Consider the following 17,527-nt stretch of genomic DNA (forward strand, 5'->3'; position numbering starts at 1 on the left):
ATGAACCGCAAGCCATGGCTGAATTGTTGCCAGAAGTCGCTATGGGAGCGCTTCTGGCGCTGAAAGAGATCAACAAGGATGGCGGCAGCAACTAAAAAACTATCCATTCGTTTGGCGACCGTTGGTGGCGAAGAGGTGCGACGTGAATTTAATCGCTTAGGGCGCGAAGGCCCTCAAGCTTTTGACAAGATCACTCATGCCACACGCCCAGCCAATGCAAGCCTTAAAGCCGTTGATGCATCAGCCCGAGCTTTAAATGGGGTTTTCCGTCAAGCTGCAACGCTTGTGGGTGCTTATGCGGGTATTTCTGGTATTAGTCGCTCGCTTGGTTTTATTGTTTCCACTAACCGTGAATTTGAAAAGCTCTCAGCCAGCTTAAAAACAGTCACTGGCTCTGCAGCTGCAGCGGATGATGCGCTTAAAATGGTTGAAGACCTTGCTTCTTCAACGCCTTTTAACGTGCAGCAACTTACCGAGGCTTTTATCAAATTAAAAGCCTTAGGGCTTGAGCCGTCACGAGAAGCATTGGCCTCTTATGGCAATACAGCCTCCGCCATGGGTAAAGATCTGATGCAATTTATTGAGGCGATTGCTGATGCTGTAACAGGAGAATTTGAACGTCTTAAGGAATTTGGTATTAAGGCAAGCACGCAAGGCGAGCAGGTTGCTTTCACCTTTCAAGGGGTAACCACTACAATTGGCAAAAATGCGCAGGAAATTGAGCAGTATCTACGCAAAATTGGGCAGGTGCAATTTGCGGGTGCCATGTCGGAGCAAATGAAAACCTTAAATGGAATTATCAGCAATATTGGCGATAATTTTGCAAAATTTGCCCGCGAGGTTGGTGCCGGCGGGCTTAACGATGCCCTTAAAGCTGTGGCAGGTGAGCTGAAGGATTTAACCGATGGCGGGGCCGAAGCAGCGCATATGATTGGTGAAGTACTAGGCACAGTGGTACGCACAGCAGCCAGTGCTTTATCCTTGCTTGCCCGCAATTTAGATCTTGCGGTTCAAGGTCTTGCGGCGATTTTAATTGCTCGAACAGTAAGTGCTGCAATTGCAGCCATGAATGTTGCAATATTAGGCAATGCAGGCGCTGTCGCTGGTTTTCGCTTAATGGCGCAGGTCTCGGCGGCAACGGCTGCAAAAATGGTGATTGTGGAAGGTGCAACGAAGTTAGCAACATTGGCGATGGCCGGTTTGCGCAGCGTGATGATGTTACTCGGCGGTCCTGCGGGGATTATCGTTCTAGCTGGTCTTGCGCTTTATAAATTAGCTCAAGGCCATGATGCAGCGGCAAAAGCCGCCAAAGACCATGCCGCGGAAATGGAGGAGTTACGCGCGAGTTTAAAGAAGACAACGGATAATATTGAAGAATTAAATACTGCTTCTCGCAACGAAGCCTTGGCGCGTTTGACAGAAAAACTCCAGATTGCGCAAGAGAATATTCGCGATGTTACATATCAATTGCAACGCGGAGCAATTGGCGGATTTTGGGATCAATTTTCCAGGTTTGGCACTCAGCTCGATGAGGACTTAGCCTATATTCGAGGAGCGTTCATAAAAGGCAGAATTAGCGTTGATCAATATCAAGAGGCCATTTGGGCATTGGCCGCTAAATATCCGGATTTCACAAAAAATGCCAAAGAAATTCAAGAACAAGTTTTAGCGCTCAAGGCGGCAGAACTCGCTGCTAGACGCGCAGGCGCTGCGATTGATCAATTACGCTCTGGCGTCACGCAAAACGCAGCAGAACAAGCTAAGCCTGATACCCCTCAAGCGCCAACGCAAGCAATGGCGCCAAAACAACGCGATGATAAGCAAGAAGAAAAAATTCACTCTTATATTCAGCGACTGGAGGATGAAGAAAGAGCATTAAAGCGCGTTATTGAAGCACGTTCGCTTGAGGGGGATGCTCTTAAAGATGCGCGTATCCTTAACGAGCAAGAACAAGTTTTGCGTCGTTTAGGTATTGATTTAACCAAGGATCAAAGCGCGGAAACATTAGAATACGCACAGCATATTCGCGATCTCATCAGCCGAAAATATGAACTGGAGCAAGCGGACCAATCAGCGCAGACAGCAACAAGAAGCCAGTCTGACACAGTAAAGGACATCACGCGTGCTTATAATGCATTAAAATCAGAAACCGAGCAAGCAACGTTAAGGGCGATTGAATGGCGAGAAGAAGCATTAAGAGGGCTTGATCAAACAAGTGCTAGCTATGCAACGTTCCGTGCGCAAGTTGAGGAAGTTTTTCAGCATATGCTGCAGGAAGCGCGCCAAAAAGATTTAGAAAACTCAAAATACTGGGCTGATGGGTTAAAACGTGGCTTTCAAGATATCGTTAATGATGCACAAAATATGGCTGCGCAAACAGAAAACTTGGTCAAAAATGCTTTTAAGGGCATGGAAGATGCCCTTGTGAGTTTTGTAACCACCGGCAAACTCGATTTTAAATCACTTATCGATTCCATCATTGCAGATCTTGTGCGCTTACAAATTCGCAAAAGCATTATTGAGCCATTAGCCAATGCTTTTGGAGGCTTTAATTTTGGTTCATTGTTCGGTTTAGCACATACAGGCGGCGTTATTGGGCGTGACACGCTTGAGAGCAGAAGCGTTAATCCCGCCGCCTTTGCCGGTGCACATAAATTCCATAGCGGCGGTGTTATTGGCAATGAGGTACCGATTATTGCCAAACGTGGTGAGACGGTGTTTACGCCTGAGCAAATGCGGCTTTTAGGTGCTTGTCTTCAACAGCGTGGCGCTAGCAAAGTCGAGGTTCATGTTCACAATAATGCTGCGGGTGTTCAAGCCAAAACACGAAGCTCAAAGCGTCCCGATGGAGGAAGTAGACTTGATATTATCATTGAGCAGATTGAGAGCCAAATGACGCGCAATGTTGCCCGTGGGGAAGGTTTAGCACCCACCTTAGAGCGTCGCTACGGGCTTAATCCAGCAGCAGGGAGCTATCGATGATTTCATGGCCACAGACCTTGCCTTTGCCAACAATTGATGGCTATAGTATTCAACCTTCTGATGCCATTTTACGCACGGAGATGGAAGCAGGTCCAGCAAGGCAAAGGCGACGTTTTACGCAGGTGCCAAGCCGTGTGACGGTGCGTTGGATTATGCGTCATGATCAATTTGCACTGTTTGAAGCTTGGTATCACTGGAAAGCCAAAGAAGGTGGCGCGTGGTTTGAGATTGAGCTTTTAGGCGGGCTTGGGCTCTTGATGCAAGAAGCGCGCTTTACGCAGCAATTTCAAGCGCAATTACTCGCCGGTACATTATGGGAAATTCGCTGTGAACTTGAAATTCGTGAACGCCCCGTGTTTGATGAAGGCATATTGGATTTATTACTCACTGAAGATGCGCAGGGGCTGATAACAAGTGCCTCTCAATTACACGGCCTTGTGCATCAAACGCTTCCACAATGTTTAGGATATATTTAAACTAAAGGTTCACTATCGACTTGGGTTGCGAATTTTTTTCGTAATTGAGCCATGGCGCGCCTTTATACATGAAGCTGTTATTCTCTACACATTATCATGATATGTCAAGAAATTAGCGTAGCGTGCTTGTTTTACAAGTTTTTTTTAAGATGAGAGGAGGCATTTATGAATTTGCAAGAGCGTTTGGAGGCAGCGATTGCCCGCGTTCAAGCTGATAGTAAGATTCTGCATAAACTGGTCCATGGCGATGATGAAACAAGCGTCCCCACCGAGGGTGGTGATGTAAAAACCGTTGCGAAAACCATTAAAGAAATCGAGGAGCATATCCAAAGCGAACTTGACGATCTTGGCGCGACAACAGGGCAAATCATGCAGGCTTTAGCGCAAGCGCAAATCTGGCGTGATGAAGCTAAATCATCGGCGCAATCGGCGATAGATGCGGCTCATGCGCTTCATCTACCAAGTGATATTCGTGGCCAAGCAGGAAAACTGCTAGCGGTCAAGCAAAGCGAAGATGGCTTTGAAGCCATTCAATCTGTTGGCGTATTTTATGGTTTGCGTGCTGATGGCTCAAAGCTCACGGCTATTACGGGCCAAGGCACTTATAACGCCCATGACTTTGACACATGGTTCATCACACTGCCGGGTGTGGATTTTACCATCAATGAGGATGGTCACCTGATTATCAATATTTAAATGAGGGAAATATGACGCAGATCGACCTTGGGAATATCCGTATCAATTGGCGAGGAACTTATGATCCAACACAGAAATATGTTCGTCATGATGCAGTTGCGTTTAAGGGTTCCAGCTTCATTGCGAAGCGGAATGTGACGAATGTTCCCCCTATTCGCGCTGACTGGGATTTAATGGCCGCTGGCAGTAATCAACTGACGCAAGAAGGAGATTTGCTCACCCATGATGGTCATAAGCCCGTAAGGCTTGCCCGTGGAAGCAATGCGCAAATTTTACAAATGAACGGCAATCGGCCAGTTTGGCAAGATCAAGCGCTTGATCCAGCGCGGCGCGTCTGGAAGCTTAGCAAAGTTAATAGGTATGGCAGTCGGTATACGCGGACTTATCTGATGGCCAATGGTCTTATTAAAGCCTGTGGCACGGGCAGTAATTATTCTAACGGCGATCCAGGTTCAGCGCATATCTATCTGCCAAACCATGTTGCAAGCGAAGATCCTGGTGTGCGTTTTATTGATATATTCTCAGGGGGCATGCAACATTACGCTTTCACCGCAGAGGGCCAAGTTTATCCATGGGGTTATAATAGTTATGGTCAATTAGGACATGGCGATACGGTTAATCGTGCTATTGCTAAAAGAATTGACTACTTTGTTAAAAATAAAATTAAAATAGCACGCATTATTCCAGGACAACCGAGCTATTATGACTATGGTGTTGCTTATTTCTTAACGACAGATGGGCGCGTTTATGCATGTGGATATGGAGGCAATGGCAACCTTGGAACCGGCACGACATCCCATCAATATACGCCCGTGCGTTGCGGTGCCTTAGAAAATATCACGGATGTTGGTGTCTCGAGCTACCCTTACAATGTATATGCTATTGATAAAAATGGCGCACTGTGGGTGTGGGGGCGAAATAATAACGGGCAATTAGGCCTTGGGGATACAGTAGATCGTAGTACGCCTATTTTAAATGCTGCAATGAAAAATATTATCAAAGCAATCCCTGCTTCTGGTTCTGATGGATCCGGAGAAAATTTGGTAGGGTGTGGTTTTGTGTTACGATCGGATGGTTCTGTTTGGGGAACTGGCTATAATGGTTCTGGGCAACTTGGTTTAGGGGACACAAAGCAGCGTAGTAGTTTTACGCAATCCTTTGTCTGAGAATGTGATTGATATTTCTATAACAGATGGCAGATATGGCCCTATTGGCGCTTTAACCAATCAAAAACAAGTTTATCTTTGGGGAGCTAATACCTATGGACAGCTTGGCACAGGTGATACGAATAGCCAATATAATCCATTCAAGCCTAAAGGTGCGTTTCAAGGCAAGATCACACGCGTACAAATTGCTGGTGGCACCAATTATGGCGGTTGCATTATTCAGTGCGGCAATGAATTATGGGCAGCAGGCTATAACGCTCAAGGCAATCTTGGAATTGGGCATGCAGCATCGACGAATAGCATCTTTCAAAAGGTAATAGGCATATCTGGTAAAATTATTGACTGGAATGTGTATGGTTATGGCACGAAGGACTGGGGGCTTAGCGTTTTATATGACGATGGGCGGGTTGATGCTTGCGGCTATAATTCATCCTATGGAGAAACGGGCACACAATCGGGTAATTTGCATAATGTTTTGCAATTAACAATGTTCACTTCTAGGAGTCAAGAATGAATGTAAGATCCTATTTATGTGAGAGCGCGCTGCATTTTGCTGAAAGCGACATTGCACCTATTCATCTCGCTGATTTAAATGAGCGTCGTTATTATGCCTTTGCTCACGGGGTGACGCCGCCAGCAGGCGGCAAAGCTGTCAGTGAAGATGAGCTAGCCGGTGTGCTTGAACATAGTCAACTTATTCGCCAGGTCAAACAAGAAGCAGAACGGCGTATTTTAACCTTTGCGCCGTTATGGAAGCAGCAAAACGCCCTTGCTGACCTTTATTCATTGCGCGCGCTCTCAAACCTTGATGAAGCTGAGCAAACAAAGCTCACAGAAGCGCAAGCTTTGCTCGCAGAGATTGCACGTTTACGCGCTCGTTCCAATGAAATCGAAGCCTCTTTTTTAAACGGCATTGCGATTGATTATGCAACGAATAGAGCATGGGAGAAAGAAGAGAAAAACAATGCCTGATCCAACCTTAACGGCAGCACTAGCCGAGGCTTACGCTTCAAGTCCAAGTGACGTGGTTATTTTGCACACATTAGAGCTGCGCCATCCCGCATTTAAAGACGATAATGGTGCGCTTATTGGCGTGCGTTTGGTACGCGATTATCAGGATTTATCAGCCAAATTAGAAAAAACAGCACCATTAAACGCTAATGAATATGTTAGTTTCATTGCTATGGGTTTTGATTTAGAGCTGCCACCTGTTGACACAGCGCCGGTGCCAGAAATTACTGTTACAATTGATAATGTTAGTCGTGAGCTGATTAAATATCTGGATGCTGCTGTTGAGAGTGCCGAAAAGATAGAGATTACCTATCGGCCTTATTTGAGCAATGATCTCTCAGGTCCGCAAATGGACCCGCCAATTACTCTGACTTTAACGCAAGTTGAAGCTGATGTCAGCCGTGTTGTGGGGCGGGCACGCATGCTTGACGTTGGCAATAAAAGTTTTCCCGCTGAAAATTACACGTCTAAGCGGTTCCCAAGCCTTACGCGCTAATTCTCTTAAAGGAAATATCATGAATGAATGGACCCCACAGCCCGATGGGCTGCATTGGGCGCTGCCCTATATTGGTTTGCCATGGCAAGCGGGGGCAAAAGGCCCCGATAGCTTTGATTGCTGGGGCCTTCTTATTTGGGTACAAAAGCATCATTTTAACCGAGACTTGCCTGACATTCCCGTCCTTGATATTGATTTAAAGAAAATCGCTTTAACATTCCGCAATCATCCAGAGCGTAAAAGGTGGGGGCGCGTCAAGCGCCCCAAGCAGGGCGATGCGGTACTGATGCGTCAATCCCGCCACCCCATTCATGTTGGATTGTGGGTGATTATCAGCCCAACCGAGCAAGGTATTTTGCATTGTATCAAAGGCAGTGGTGTTGTTTTCCAAAATATCTCCAGTCTCAAGCTTTCTGGCTGGCAAATTGAGGGCTTTTATCGATTTGCGCGCAAGCTCTCTAAGTCTGCTTCATAAAATTGCGAGGTTCCTATGTTTGCCTGCGTTCAGATGCTCCACAACCCCTTTATGCCCTCACGAGCGCGCGAGATCTTTCCTGTTGACCAACCGATGACTATTCGTGCATGGCTTAATAAAGCTGGTATTAGCGAGTTTGTACGGCCAACGCTTTGCTTGTGGAATGGTAAAGCTGTTTTACGTGAACACTGGCATAAAATAACGATTAGTTTTTCTGATATTGTCACTTTTATTACTCTTCCCCAAGGTGGTGAAGGCGGTGGCGGCAAGATCCTACGCTCTGTCGTAGGGCTTGCCTTAATGATTGCTGCGCCTTATGCGGGTGCAGCGCTTGCCGGTGCGATAGGAATTACCGGCGCGGCAGGTGTTGCTCTAATGACAGCTGGTGTGACCTTGGCAGGCGGCGCATTGCTTAATGTTTTGGTGCCGCCGCCATCCCCCTCTACAAGTTTGAATAATGGCTTTGGCAATATCCCTAATGCCAGCCCAACTTATTCTTTGCAAGCACAAGGCAATCAGGCGCGTATCAGCCAGCCTATACCCGTCATCTATGGCCGGCATATTATTTATCCCGACTTGGCTGCCACGCCCTATGTGCTCTATAAAAATAACGAGCAATATTTGCACCAATTACACTGCATCGGTCAGGGAGAATATGATCTTGAGCAGATCCGTATTGAGGATACGCCGCTTAGCTCCTTTGAAGAAATTGAGTATGAAATTATGCCGCCTGGCAAGCCTGTCACTTTATTTGAGACAGATGTGGTGACTGTACCTGAGATAGCCGGGCAAGAATTGTTAAGTCAAAGCGATGAGGGTGATTGGATCGGGCCTTTTGTTGCCAATCCTGCGCAAACCAAATGCCATCAGCTTAGCATTGATATTATCCTGCCGCGGGGGCTTTATTATGCAAATGATAACGGGGACTTGAGCAATTATACGATTAAGTGGCAAATCGAAGCGCGCAAGATTGATGATCAGGGCGTGGCTCTTGGAGAAAGGCAAAGGCTTGGCAGCGAAAGTTTTACAAAAGCCACAACAACGCCGCAGCGCCTCACCTATGATTATAAGGTTGAGCCAGGTCGCTATGAAGTGCGGGCAATACGCACGGATTCAAAAGACACATCAACGCGCGCTGGGCATGAATTGCGTTGGGCTGGTTTAAAAGCCGTGCTGGATGAAAAGCCTGATTTTGGCGATATCACCTTGCTTGCCATGAAGATGCGCGCAACGGATAATTTATCGCAACGCGCCTCAAGGATGATTAACTGCATTGTGACGCGTAAATTGCCTATTTGGGATGAGGCGACGGGCTGGTCCGCGCCGCAAAAAACGCGCTCTATCGCATGGGCGCTTGCGGATATTGCGCGCAGCTCCTATGGCGGCAAATTGGATGATAGCCGGATTGATCTGGCACAATTAAAAATACTTGATGATATTTGGCACGCGCGTGGCGATCATTTTGATGCGGTGTTTGATCAAACGGTCACCGTTTGGGAAGCATTGAGCCGCACCGCGCGATGTGGACGCGCGGTGAGCTTTATGCAAGGCGGCTGTGTGCGCTTTGTGCGTGATGAGAAACGTGTTTTGCCCGTGGCGTTATTCAGCCCGCGTAATATCGTCAAAAACAGCCTTAAAATCCAATATCTCTTGGCCAGTGATGATACTGCGGACAGCGTCACTGTAGAATATTTTTCTAACCAAACATGGAAAGTGGCAGAAGAAACGGTAAGCTTATCTGATCATCCTGATGAGCAACCAGCGCGCGTACGATTATTTGGCTGTACCGAGAAACAACAAGCCATCCGCGAGGGGAAATATATGGCTGCGGCCAATCGTTATCGTCGGCGTTTGGTGAGTTTCCAAACAGAACTTGAAGGACTTATTCCAACTTATGGTGATTTGTAATCAGGGGGTCGGGAGTTCGAGTCTCTCTGGGGGCACCAATAACATATTGATTTAGTTGTTTTTTTACTTTTATTCCTAACTTTTTCAAGAAGGTTTGACACTTTTTCGATAAGGTTTGACAATTTCATGGTGTTATTCAACCCCCTTCTTGTTCATTGCATGGCCTAATTTTATCACTGCCGCTTCCACCTTTTTGCTTTTATCAGCTGAACGCGAATAATGCCGCGCCATCTCAATAGTCTTCTGACCTAGCACATCAGCAATGGTTCTTTCATCCATACCAATCTCGGCAAGGATAGTTGCCACCGTATGACGCAACCCTTTTAATGTTAGACCCAAACCTATTACCTCTTCTTTCTCCAAACGACATTTGATCTTACGCCATGAAGCGCGGAACCCTGATACTGTCCAAGGCTGACCTTTGCTGTTTACGCAAAGCATCGTTGAAGCGCTTGCCATAGCCTTGGAGCTCTCAATCTCATGTGCAATAGCGGGCGGAATAGGCATCCATACCCCTACCCTAGTTTTACTGCGCCTTGTGTTAATTCTACCATCATCTAAAGCTGACTTTGGCAAAAGTAATGCGTCTTGAGGATCCAGCCCACAAAACATCATGAGCAAAATAGGCAAACGCATATGATCTGGTAAAGCAGCTAAAACTGCCTCACGCTCATGATCTTTCCATGGCCGATTAGCATATGGAGCGTTCTTTGAGCGTTTTAGAGCTTTGATGTCAGCCGCTGGATTGCTAGCAATAAGTCCACGTTCTTTGCCCCAAGCAAACACAATTGATAAAACTGTTTTAAGATAATTGCCGCTTCGTCGTCCATGCTTTTCGGCTATCCGATCACGTATCTTTACGACCAAGGGCGGGCTGAACTTAACCAAAACCACGTCAGCTATTCCTTCTAGATACTTAAAATAACGCTCATAATCTTTTTTGGTTTTGGGCGCTAAATCTGTATAGGCAGGGTGTTGGCGATAAGCGGCAATTAAAGAGCCTAGAGTACCTGATTTGGCTTCATGGGCTTTTCCTTCTAACACATAAATACGCGTGCATTCAGCAATAAAGGCCGCTGAACCTAAAGGCCTTTTATCAAGATCAATAGCGAGCCCCGTTTTACGATGATAACAACGTGTTTTTCCATGACGGTCTTTGAAAATTTTAAAGCCCTTAATCCGAACACGTGTCATTATCCAATCCGCCCAATAATTGCATCATCTTCGATTGTCTTTGGATCGCCCTTCATACTGTCAATCCATTGATCAAGATCATTAATGTCGTAAAGACGTACACCATTGCCCAAATCAAGAGGAGTGACAGGACATAAAGCAGGGAATTGCCTTTCTGGTAAACGGCAATAAATCGCCGCCTCTTTTGGCTTCAAAAGCCGCGTGGGGGTTTTAGGTATTTCAAAAATTGCTACTGCCATGATTCCAGTCCTAATGTTTTTATCGCTTCATGCTTTCTACGCGCGTCTCAATTCGTGATGTGACTATGTAAAACATTTGCTAAAGGACTAAGCCTTTTGTGATTATTTTGTTGTTAGTAATCAACTTATCCTCAAGAGCCTGCACCTCTTCAAGAAAGGCATGCACACATGCTTCTATCTCTTGAATGCGTGCCTCATCACGCCATAGGCGCTTGATCTCACTCCTTAAGCTTGCATTCCTTTCGCTAAAGCGTGGGTCAAAACTAATAAAATCCACCCATTGCCGCCCCGTACACGCCAGTTGAAACTGCATCTGTGCTTGCCATTCGGGCTTAATAACCCCATCAATTAAAAAGCGGGCATGAGTGGTGGAATTGGGGCATTTGATCTCTATCAGACCATCATCACCTACTAAGCCATCTGGGCTTGCCCCCGCCATGGCAATACTAGGGTGGGAAATAAAGCCACAAGCACTAACCTCATGCCCCGTCATAAAGCTATAGTCTTCCAAGGCATCATACTCATGATCAATGCCCCATTGCATGGCCGCCGTTACATAGGTCTCTATCGCCTTGCCGGTAAGCCGCTCGGTCAATAGCTGGATCTTATAATCCTCATAGGCCGCGCTTGGCAGGCCTTTTGCTGTTCTATTGACAACGCAATACACCTTAGAGGCAGTCACCTTGCCAAGGCGGGCATCAAACCATGCGGCAGTTCTTTGTTCCATATGAACCTCTAAGCAACAGAAAGGGTTTGCGCTTGTGAACTGTGCAAAGCTTGTTTCTTTTTAAGCAGTTGCAAAAGCGTTTGCGCTTGGCTTTGCGATAGGCTTTCAAAGCTTGATGCATGAACCGATGCTAGGGCTTTTGCCTCGTCTGTTTCTGTATCCAAGATCAGCTGTTGCACCACGGCAAGCGTTTCTGCATCGGCAAAGACTTCTTGGCTTTCTGATACGGGGGCATTTAAGCGTGTTGCTTCGTCTTCATCATAGATACCAGAGAAGCCAAAGGCATAACGGGCACATTGGATAGTCGCCTTATGGCGTAGCATACGGGCAGGCCATTTACGCCATGGGTCGGTTTGCTGTTGACATTCTTTTAGATATTCCGTGACCTCTATTGGGTCTTTAATGCTTTTGAGCCGTATTGAGCAGGTAATGGATATGAGATTGCCTGCTTGGTCGAAATGATCTTTAAAGGTCATGCCATCAAAGGCTGGATTAGATTTTATGATTTTAATCCAGCCATCAATGGACACAATGGGTGTGATACCGCCACCACGTTTTGGGAACGCGTAAATCTCTTTTGTTAGAGGATTAAGGCCGTAGGTATTGGCAACGGAAATAAAGGCGGCGAATTCTTCTGCCGCTATATTGCCTGTCATGCAAGTTTTCATAATGGTTTGGCGAAAGGCCTCTTCTGAGAAGCCATAGTTGCTTGCCATAAGAGCAAGGGGGGATTGAACAAGTTGTGTCATTAGTGGTTTCTCCTAAGCTGGGGTGGTGGAGGTAGTCGTGATACGGGTATAGCCGCTGATACAATCATTGCCTGCAATTGTTATGGAGGCGGCAATATGCGTGTTGCCTGAAATCTGCGCATTGCCGCCAACACGTGCATTGCCCCAAACTTCTGCATTGTCTGAAATCTGCGCATGGCCGAAAACTTTCGCGTTGCCTGAAATGCGCGCATCGCCAAAAACCTGCGCATCATCTGAAACCTCCGCATCGCCAAAAACCCGCGCATCGTCAAAAATCTGCGCATTGCTAAGAACACATGCAGTATCAAAAACACATGCATCATCACCGATCCAGCAGGTGCCATTATGGCTTAGGCGGTATTTGTTCTCAACAAAGCCGCCCAAGTCTCCAGCTTTGATATCACCAAAGTCGCGTAGGGCTTTGATACGGTAGAGTGTACGGCCGTCGATTTCTTTTGTTTCTTGAGTCAGTTCATATTTCTTTTCCATGCCTATTCCCCTGTAATGACTGTGTTACCAGAAACGTGGATATCGCCGCCTATTACTCCATTACCTTCAACAAGCGCATGGCCTGAAACCTGCGCATAGCCACTAACCAATGCATCATCACAAACCCGCGCATAGTCAAAAACCTGTGCATTGTCAGCGACCCAACAATCGCCTTCATGGCTTAGGTTGTCCGCGCTCAATGTAGCCGCCCAAGTCACCCGCTTTCACATCGTCAAAGTCGCGTAGGGCTTGGATACGATAGAGGGTATGGTCGTCTATCTCTTTGATCTCGTTAGTGAGTTGGTATTTCTCTTGTATGTAGCTATGTGTGAGGACTGTACCGCCGGAAACGTGCGTATCGCTGTCTATTACTGCTTTACCTTCGATACGTGCGTTGCGTTCAATTTGTGCATCGCCATAAACCTCTGCATTGCCAAAAACCTGCGCCCCTTCAGCAATTTTTGCGTGGTCATAAATCTTTGCGTTGCCAAAAACTTTTGCATTGCAATAAATCTTTGCGTTGCCAAAAACTTGCGCATTGTCATAAACAATTGCATTGCCACCAACTTCCGCATTGCCTGAAACTTTCGCCGCGCCAAAAACTAGCGCATTCCAATCAAGACACGCATCATCTGAGACCCGCGCATCATCAAAAACATATGCATTATCAAAAACACATGCATCACCCCACCCAGCAGGTACCATCATGGCTTAGGCGGTATTCGTTCTCAACAAAACCGCCTAAATCACCCGCTTTGATATCACCAAAGTCGCGTAAGGCTTTGATACGGTAGAGTGTACGGTCGTCTACCTCTCTTGTTTCTTGAGTCAGTTCATATTTCTTTTCCATGCCTATTCCCCTGTGATGACTGTGTCGCCGTCTATTACCCTGTCACCATCAATATGCGCATGGCCTGAAACTTTCGCGTTGCCTGAAACATACGCATCGCCTGAAACCTGCGCATTTTCTGTAACTTGTGCATGATCGAAAATCCACGCATGGCCTGAAACAGAAGCGTTGCGTGAAACTTCCGCATGGCCTGTTACACGCGCATGATTTTTAACGATCGCGTGGCCTGAAATGTGCGCGCTATCACTAACCAACGCATCATCACAAACCCGCGCATCGTTGAAGATATGTGCATTGCCTGAAACTTCCGCATGGCCTGAAACTTTCGCGTTGTCTGAAAAAACGCATTCCAATAAATCTTTGCGTTGCCTGAAACCTGCGCATTGCCGAAAACCTGCGCATCGCTAAAAACACACGCATATTCAAAAACCCGCCCATCATCGCTAACCCAACAATCGCCTTTATGGCTTAGGTTGTATTCACTCTCAACAAAGCCGCCCTTATCGCCTTTTTTGACGTTTCCAAAATCGCGTAAGGCTTGGATACGATAGAGTTTATGGCCGTTTACGGTGATGCTTTCATCTCTCAACAAGCGGTATTTTGGACTTAGAGACGTCATGTTAAATTCCTTTGGTATGATTAAGTGGCGATCAAGACAAACCATCCGAGCGCGAAGAGGGTTAGAAAGCCTAGGCATTCAACGATACAGATTAAGGCTTCTTTCATGACGCCTCACAAAGCATCAGCCGCACTTAAGCGGTGCTGTTGTGCATAGGTGCCGTAATAAGCATCATTAAAGGCTTGTTCTTCCCACTCAGCCATAAGGTCGGCATAGGCTTGGCTATTGCTTACCAAGGGGTGGGCTATATCGTCATCAGGCACTAGGTCGATTGTTTTTAAATAGAGGGCGGCGACCTGTTCGCTTATGTCGACAAGGCTTTGCGTTTTTGGATTAATGCAAAGTACTTTCTCTACGCCATCCATAGCCGAAAGCATGTCTAAGATATCGTCTTCATCTAAAAATGGGCCGCTTTTGCCTACGTGTTCTCCGTCAGAATAGGTGAGCAATAAGATTTCATCGCTTGTTACAAAAAACGGTGCTTTCGTGTGCATTTCAACCTCCATATCCCTTTAAACTAACCAGATCAGCGCTTGCTTCTTCGTGGTTTCTAGCTATAATTTTTCATGTTTTCCGAATTATGTCAATACAATAATTCAGAAAAAATGAAAAAAAAAACAGACGGAGGATATATAATTGAACCTTTTTGAAATCAAAAAAATATGGCAGGAAGCAGAGCCAACCCTTCGTGCGTTAGCTATTTATTCGTTGTTGAAGGATGGGAATTTTGAAGGAGAGTTATCACAGCATCCTGAACATGCGGTGGAGAACGATAAAATAATTTGATGAAATCAGCCTCATTGCCCAAAAGAAATGGGGGTATTTCATTAAAAAAATTGATTATCTTAACTAACTCATCAATTTTTATAGCCCTGTGACCATTTTCGTTCTTAAGAATGCTAGTTAAAGTTGATGGTAATACACCTAGGGTCGCGGCAAGTTCTTTTTTACTACCGCGGCCTTTGTTGTTTAACTTCTCAACAAGCCATAATCTTAACTGTTCCTGTATCATTATTTATCTTTTCTTCATTTTCTAAAAAATATCAACATCAAAAAAACTGAAAAAATAACTTGAGAAAATTCGTTTTATCTGAAATAATGATTGTTATGCAAAATCAATCGGCAGCTACACTTATTAAATATATGGGCGGCATAGACCGCGTTTCAATTATTTTGCGTTTAAAGAAGGGGGCAGTTTATCGCTTTACACATTCGAAAGAGAAAGGAGGATGCGGAGGATTTATCCCTGCTAAGCATCAAGTTCGCCTTCTCGAATACGCGGCGTAATGGCCTAGACCTGCGCCCTGATGACTTCTTTTATCCAGAACGGTTGCAAGCGCTTCTAGCACAGAGAGATAACGGTCAAGAAGCGAACTCCCCCCCTTGCGGTACGTCCGACCTACCGCAGGACGCCGCCCGCGCCCAGTCAAACCCCCGAGTGGGCGCGGGTGGCAATCATAACAACTATAGCGTGCATACATAAAGAGCACACCCAAAACAAAGGCACAGATAACCGCATTCCTAAAATGCAAAGCCTAAAGGAATATAACCATGCTACTAGGACTCATTTTCGCCGTCGTATCAGCAGTCTATCTAATTTCTATGGCTAGCGGTTACTACGCCCACCGCCTCGATAAGCGCATAATAGCCCAACAAAAAGAGGCCATAGAAGAGCTTACCAGTAAGCTCCTTGAAGCAGAAAACGCCCTAAAAACAAGCAAGAGTACATGATCAAAAACCTTAGCGGTTTTCTGAAAGGCGAACATCCTAATGTCCACCTTGTCCGCATTGGCATTAGCGTTGAAGACAATGACCAAATCGTAAGCGATGAAGATAGTTCATCAGAAGAACACGCAAAGATGCATTAAGAAGAACGGGGATATTAAGGAAATGGATATTGTTACTACTCCGGCAACATTTACTATTGCTTTAACAATTTTTATAGCAGCTTGTTTATTTTATGTATGGTTTGGGTTTGATTTTCTTACGGATTTATTTCCACGCCTTGGGTGGTTCATCATTTCCCTCTGGGCTCTTTCTTACATAGTTACATCAGTTTTTGTTACCACTCAACCTACAAAAACATGCTGTTGTACAGCGCAATATGTAACAAATCCAAGCGAACAGACAAAAATAGAGTAGGGAATTAATATGATAGCTTTTGAAATTGCAATGGTAATATTTTTAATAACCAGTCTCATTTGTATGATAGCTGGAATAATATATTTCATACAAAAGCGCCGATATTTTGGCATTCTCCCTGCTTGTATTTGTATAATTTGCTTTTTTTTTATGGTCAAATTCCCCCCCGAAACGTCTATAGACAACTCAGCATGTACATCGCAATGCATGACGCAACAACCGAGAAACTCTCAGTAGTTGAAAGGAAAGAACGATGAAAAAAGCCGTATTACTAAGATGCATTAGGGATATGTGAAATGGATATCATCATTGCGCTAGCCTCTTTGGCTGTAAACATCATTTTCATAGGCTTTGCAGTTTGGTTTTACCGCGTGTATGGCAATCCGCTTGATTTAGAAAAGTATAGACGTATCAATAGAGAGAATAAAGGGGTTATCCTTTATCAAAGTAAAGCTATTTCTGATCAGAATAGGACTATTGAGGACTTAAAAAAGTCTATTAACGACCTAAAAAAGCCTGAAGATGAAAAGCAAGAGGCCATACTAGAGCTAAGGAAAATCATTAAGGAAAAAGACAGCGTTATTAAGGAAAAGGACAGCGTTATTAAGGAAAATTCTAATAAAATATCCGACATGTCATTTATGCTACGGATGTTCGAGATAGATAGAACGCAACTTAGAGAAGAAGTAAAAGAGAAGAAAAACTACATTAAGTTTCTTAAGGGATATTCTTTGATATGAGAAATGGAAAAACAAGCAAGAAAATCTAGCTGAGAGAAAGGTGCATTCTATGACCACAATAGAAATAATATTTTCAATAGTATCTACAGCACTCCTCCTGCTTTGCCTTGGATTTTATTTCAACGCTTATGCTTTTAGGAAACTATCGCAAAAGCGCCAAGAGCGTTCTGAAAAAGAAATCGCGCGTATCATTAATTACCTAAAGGATATGCAAAGTCAGATTGATATAATTACTAGCCAACAGGAAGAGCTTATTAAGGATCCTAAAGGCCGAGACCTAGAACCATTTATAGAGTCTTCCGAAACAAAGCCTAATAAATATGATGAAGAAGGAACGGCACATGGGTACCGCGTACCTTTTGCATTCGAGCTTGATTTAGACTTTGCTCAAAAGCAAGGCTTCACGGAGGAAGGGGCTATATTAGAAGCCGAAAGGTTTCGTCAAGCTTTTGAAAACAGGTACTGTTACGGCGAAAAATTATATTACCAGAAACATCACTGGATCGTTGCGTGGAAAAATTGGGTTCGTCAAAGAAAAGCCTTTCGAGGAACCCATTAGATGAGAAAA

Annotated in this window: 28 protein-coding genes; 16 read left to right on the forward strand and 12 right to left on the reverse strand. The window is 45.2% G+C overall.

Annotation, left to right across the window (positions count from 1 at the left end; translation table 11 throughout):
* The first annotated feature begins 78 nt into the window (after window positions 1-78).
* From ACK28X_RS04890 to ACK28X_RS04930, 9 genes are all read left to right on the forward strand, one after another.
* Window positions 79-2,982: a phage tail tape measure C-terminal domain-containing protein gene (locus ACK28X_RS04890; protein ID WP_412057331.1), complete on the forward strand. Its 2,904-nt coding sequence runs from the start codon at window positions 79-81 to the stop codon at window positions 2,980-2,982.
* A complete protein-coding gene (locus tag ACK28X_RS04895) occupies window positions 2,979-3,458 on the forward strand; it encodes a hypothetical protein (protein WP_412057332.1) in 480 nt (159 codons plus the stop codon). The genes ACK28X_RS04890 and ACK28X_RS04895 overlap by 4 nt, the downstream gene beginning before the upstream one ends.
* A gap of 165 nt (window positions 3,459-3,623) precedes the next feature.
* The gene (locus ACK28X_RS04900; RefSeq protein WP_412057333.1) at window positions 3,624-4,154 is read left to right on the forward strand and encodes a hypothetical protein; all 531 of its coding nucleotides are present in this window, start codon (window positions 3,624-3,626) and stop codon (window positions 4,152-4,154) included.
* A gap of 11 nt (window positions 4,155-4,165) precedes the next feature.
* A complete protein-coding gene (locus ACK28X_RS04905; RefSeq protein WP_412057334.1) occupies window positions 4,166-5,320 on the forward strand; it encodes an RCC1 domain-containing protein in 1,155 nt (384 codons plus the stop codon).
* Window positions 5,313-5,834 carry a hypothetical protein gene (locus ACK28X_RS04910; protein ID WP_412057335.1) on the forward strand — a complete coding sequence of 174 codons (522 nt, stop codon included), beginning with the start codon at window positions 5,313-5,315 and terminating at the stop codon, window positions 5,832-5,834. Before ACK28X_RS04905 ends, ACK28X_RS04910 begins: the two co-directional genes overlap by 8 nt.
* On the forward strand, window positions 5,831-6,292 hold the full coding sequence (locus ACK28X_RS04915; RefSeq protein ID WP_412057336.1) for a hypothetical protein: 462 nt from the start codon (window positions 5,831-5,833) through the stop codon (window positions 6,290-6,292). Before ACK28X_RS04910 ends, ACK28X_RS04915 begins: the two co-directional genes overlap by 4 nt.
* Complete coding sequence (locus ACK28X_RS04920) at window positions 6,285-6,827, forward strand: DUF1833 family protein (RefSeq protein ID WP_412057337.1); 543 nt, start codon at window positions 6,285-6,287, stop codon at window positions 6,825-6,827. The genes ACK28X_RS04915 and ACK28X_RS04920 overlap by 8 nt, the downstream gene beginning before the upstream one ends.
* 19 nt (window positions 6,828-6,846) lie before the next feature.
* Window positions 6,847-7,302 (forward strand): NlpC/P60 family protein, encoded by a 456-nt coding sequence (locus ACK28X_RS04925; RefSeq protein WP_412057338.1) that lies wholly within the window; start codon window positions 6,847-6,849, stop codon window positions 7,300-7,302.
* Between the two features lie 51 nt (window positions 7,303-7,353).
* Window positions 7,354-9,210, forward strand: a complete 1,857-nt coding sequence (locus ACK28X_RS04930; RefSeq protein WP_412057339.1) for a host specificity factor TipJ family phage tail protein — start codon at window positions 7,354-7,356, stop codon at window positions 9,208-9,210.
* A 132-nt stretch (window positions 9,211-9,342) separates the two neighbouring features.
* Here ACK28X_RS04930 and ACK28X_RS04935 read toward each other — a convergent pair whose 3' ends face one another.
* The 12 genes from ACK28X_RS04935 to ACK28X_RS04990 all read right to left on the reverse strand — a co-directional run bounded on the left by ACK28X_RS04935 (window position 9,343) and on the right by ACK28X_RS04990 (window position 15,089).
* Window positions 9,343-10,404 (reverse strand): tyrosine-type recombinase/integrase, encoded by a 1,062-nt coding sequence (locus ACK28X_RS04935; RefSeq protein ID WP_412057144.1) that lies wholly within the window; start codon window positions 10,402-10,404, stop codon window positions 9,343-9,345.
* On the reverse strand, window positions 10,404-10,643 hold the full coding sequence (locus ACK28X_RS04940) for a hypothetical protein (protein ID WP_412057145.1): 240 nt from the start codon (window positions 10,641-10,643) through the stop codon (window positions 10,404-10,406). Before ACK28X_RS04940 ends, ACK28X_RS04935 begins: the two co-directional genes overlap by 1 nt.
* A gap of 79 nt (window positions 10,644-10,722) precedes the next feature.
* Window positions 10,723-11,370 carry a lambda exonuclease family protein gene (locus ACK28X_RS04945; protein WP_412057146.1) on the reverse strand — a complete coding sequence of 216 codons (648 nt, stop codon included), beginning with the start codon at window positions 11,368-11,370 and terminating at the stop codon, window positions 10,723-10,725.
* An 8-nt stretch (window positions 11,371-11,378) separates the two neighbouring features.
* Window positions 11,379-12,119: a phage recombination protein Bet gene (gene bet / locus ACK28X_RS04950; protein ID WP_412057340.1), complete on the reverse strand. Its 741-nt coding sequence runs from the start codon at window positions 12,117-12,119 to the stop codon at window positions 11,379-11,381.
* 12 nt (window positions 12,120-12,131) lie between these two features.
* Window positions 12,132-12,608, reverse strand: coding sequence for a hypothetical protein (locus ACK28X_RS04955; RefSeq protein WP_412057341.1), 477 nt, complete (start codon window positions 12,606-12,608; stop codon window positions 12,132-12,134).
* Window positions 12,609-12,610: 2 nt separating this feature from the next.
* Window positions 12,611-12,808 (reverse strand): hypothetical protein, encoded by a 198-nt coding sequence (locus tag ACK28X_RS04960; RefSeq protein ID WP_412057342.1) that lies wholly within the window; start codon window positions 12,806-12,808, stop codon window positions 12,611-12,613.
* Window positions 12,783-13,316, reverse strand: a complete 534-nt coding sequence (locus ACK28X_RS04965) for a hypothetical protein (protein WP_412057343.1) — start codon at window positions 13,314-13,316, stop codon at window positions 12,783-12,785. The genes ACK28X_RS04960 and ACK28X_RS04965 overlap by 26 nt, the downstream gene beginning before the upstream one ends.
* A complete protein-coding gene (locus ACK28X_RS04970) occupies window positions 13,291-13,458 on the reverse strand; it encodes a hypothetical protein (RefSeq protein WP_412057344.1) in 168 nt (55 codons plus the stop codon). The genes ACK28X_RS04965 and ACK28X_RS04970 overlap by 26 nt, the downstream gene beginning before the upstream one ends.
* Window positions 13,459-13,460: 2 nt before the next feature.
* Entirely contained in the window at window positions 13,461-13,712 is a 252-nt protein-coding gene (locus tag ACK28X_RS04975; protein WP_412057345.1) for a hypothetical protein, read from the reverse strand.
* Window positions 13,652-14,155 (reverse strand): hypothetical protein, encoded by a 504-nt coding sequence (locus ACK28X_RS04980; protein WP_412057346.1) that lies wholly within the window; start codon window positions 14,153-14,155, stop codon window positions 13,652-13,654. The genes ACK28X_RS04975 and ACK28X_RS04980 overlap by 61 nt, the downstream gene beginning before the upstream one ends.
* A 35-nt stretch (window positions 14,156-14,190) precedes the next feature.
* Entirely contained in the window at window positions 14,191-14,571 is a 381-nt protein-coding gene (locus tag ACK28X_RS04985; RefSeq protein WP_412057151.1) for a hypothetical protein, read from the reverse strand.
* A 203-nt stretch (window positions 14,572-14,774) separates the two neighbouring features.
* Window positions 14,775-15,089 (reverse strand): helix-turn-helix domain-containing protein, encoded by a 315-nt coding sequence (locus tag ACK28X_RS04990; protein ID WP_412057152.1) that lies wholly within the window; start codon window positions 15,087-15,089, stop codon window positions 14,775-14,777.
* A gap of 86 nt (window positions 15,090-15,175) precedes the next feature.
* On the opposite strand from ACK28X_RS04990, the gene ACK28X_RS04995 reads away from it, so the two are divergent.
* From ACK28X_RS04995 to ACK28X_RS05025, 7 genes are all read left to right on the forward strand, one after another.
* Window positions 15,176-15,364 carry a hypothetical protein gene (locus ACK28X_RS04995; RefSeq protein ID WP_412057347.1) on the forward strand — a complete coding sequence of 63 codons (189 nt, stop codon included), beginning with the start codon at window positions 15,176-15,178 and terminating at the stop codon, window positions 15,362-15,364.
* A 43-nt stretch (window positions 15,365-15,407) separates the two neighbouring features.
* Window positions 15,408-15,560 carry a hypothetical protein gene (locus ACK28X_RS05000; protein ID WP_412057348.1) on the forward strand — a complete coding sequence of 51 codons (153 nt, stop codon included), beginning with the start codon at window positions 15,408-15,410 and terminating at the stop codon, window positions 15,558-15,560.
* Window positions 15,561-15,679: 119 nt separating this feature from the next.
* Window positions 15,680-15,808: a hypothetical protein gene (locus ACK28X_RS05005; protein WP_412057349.1), complete on the forward strand. Its 129-nt coding sequence runs from the start codon at window positions 15,680-15,682 to the stop codon at window positions 15,806-15,808.
* Window positions 15,805-15,945, forward strand: a complete 141-nt coding sequence (locus ACK28X_RS05010; RefSeq protein ID WP_412057350.1) for a hypothetical protein — start codon at window positions 15,805-15,807, stop codon at window positions 15,943-15,945. Before ACK28X_RS05005 ends, ACK28X_RS05010 begins: the two co-directional genes overlap by 4 nt.
* Entirely contained in the window at window positions 15,905-16,219 is a 315-nt protein-coding gene (locus ACK28X_RS05015) for a hypothetical protein (protein ID WP_412057089.1), read from the forward strand. The genes ACK28X_RS05010 and ACK28X_RS05015 overlap by 41 nt, the downstream gene beginning before the upstream one ends.
* A gap of 296 nt (window positions 16,220-16,515) precedes the next feature.
* On the forward strand, window positions 16,516-16,959 hold the full coding sequence (locus tag ACK28X_RS05020; protein ID WP_412057090.1) for a hypothetical protein: 444 nt from the start codon (window positions 16,516-16,518) through the stop codon (window positions 16,957-16,959).
* 49 nt (window positions 16,960-17,008) lie between these two features.
* Window positions 17,009-17,518, forward strand: coding sequence for a hypothetical protein (locus ACK28X_RS05025; RefSeq protein WP_412057091.1), 510 nt, complete (start codon window positions 17,009-17,011; stop codon window positions 17,516-17,518).
* Window positions 17,519-17,527: the final 9 nt, after the last annotated feature.

It is taken from the genome of Bartonella sp. DGB2 (genome assembly GCF_046843095.1).
Classification (GTDB): Bacteria; Pseudomonadota; Alphaproteobacteria; order Rhizobiales; family Rhizobiaceae; genus Bartonella.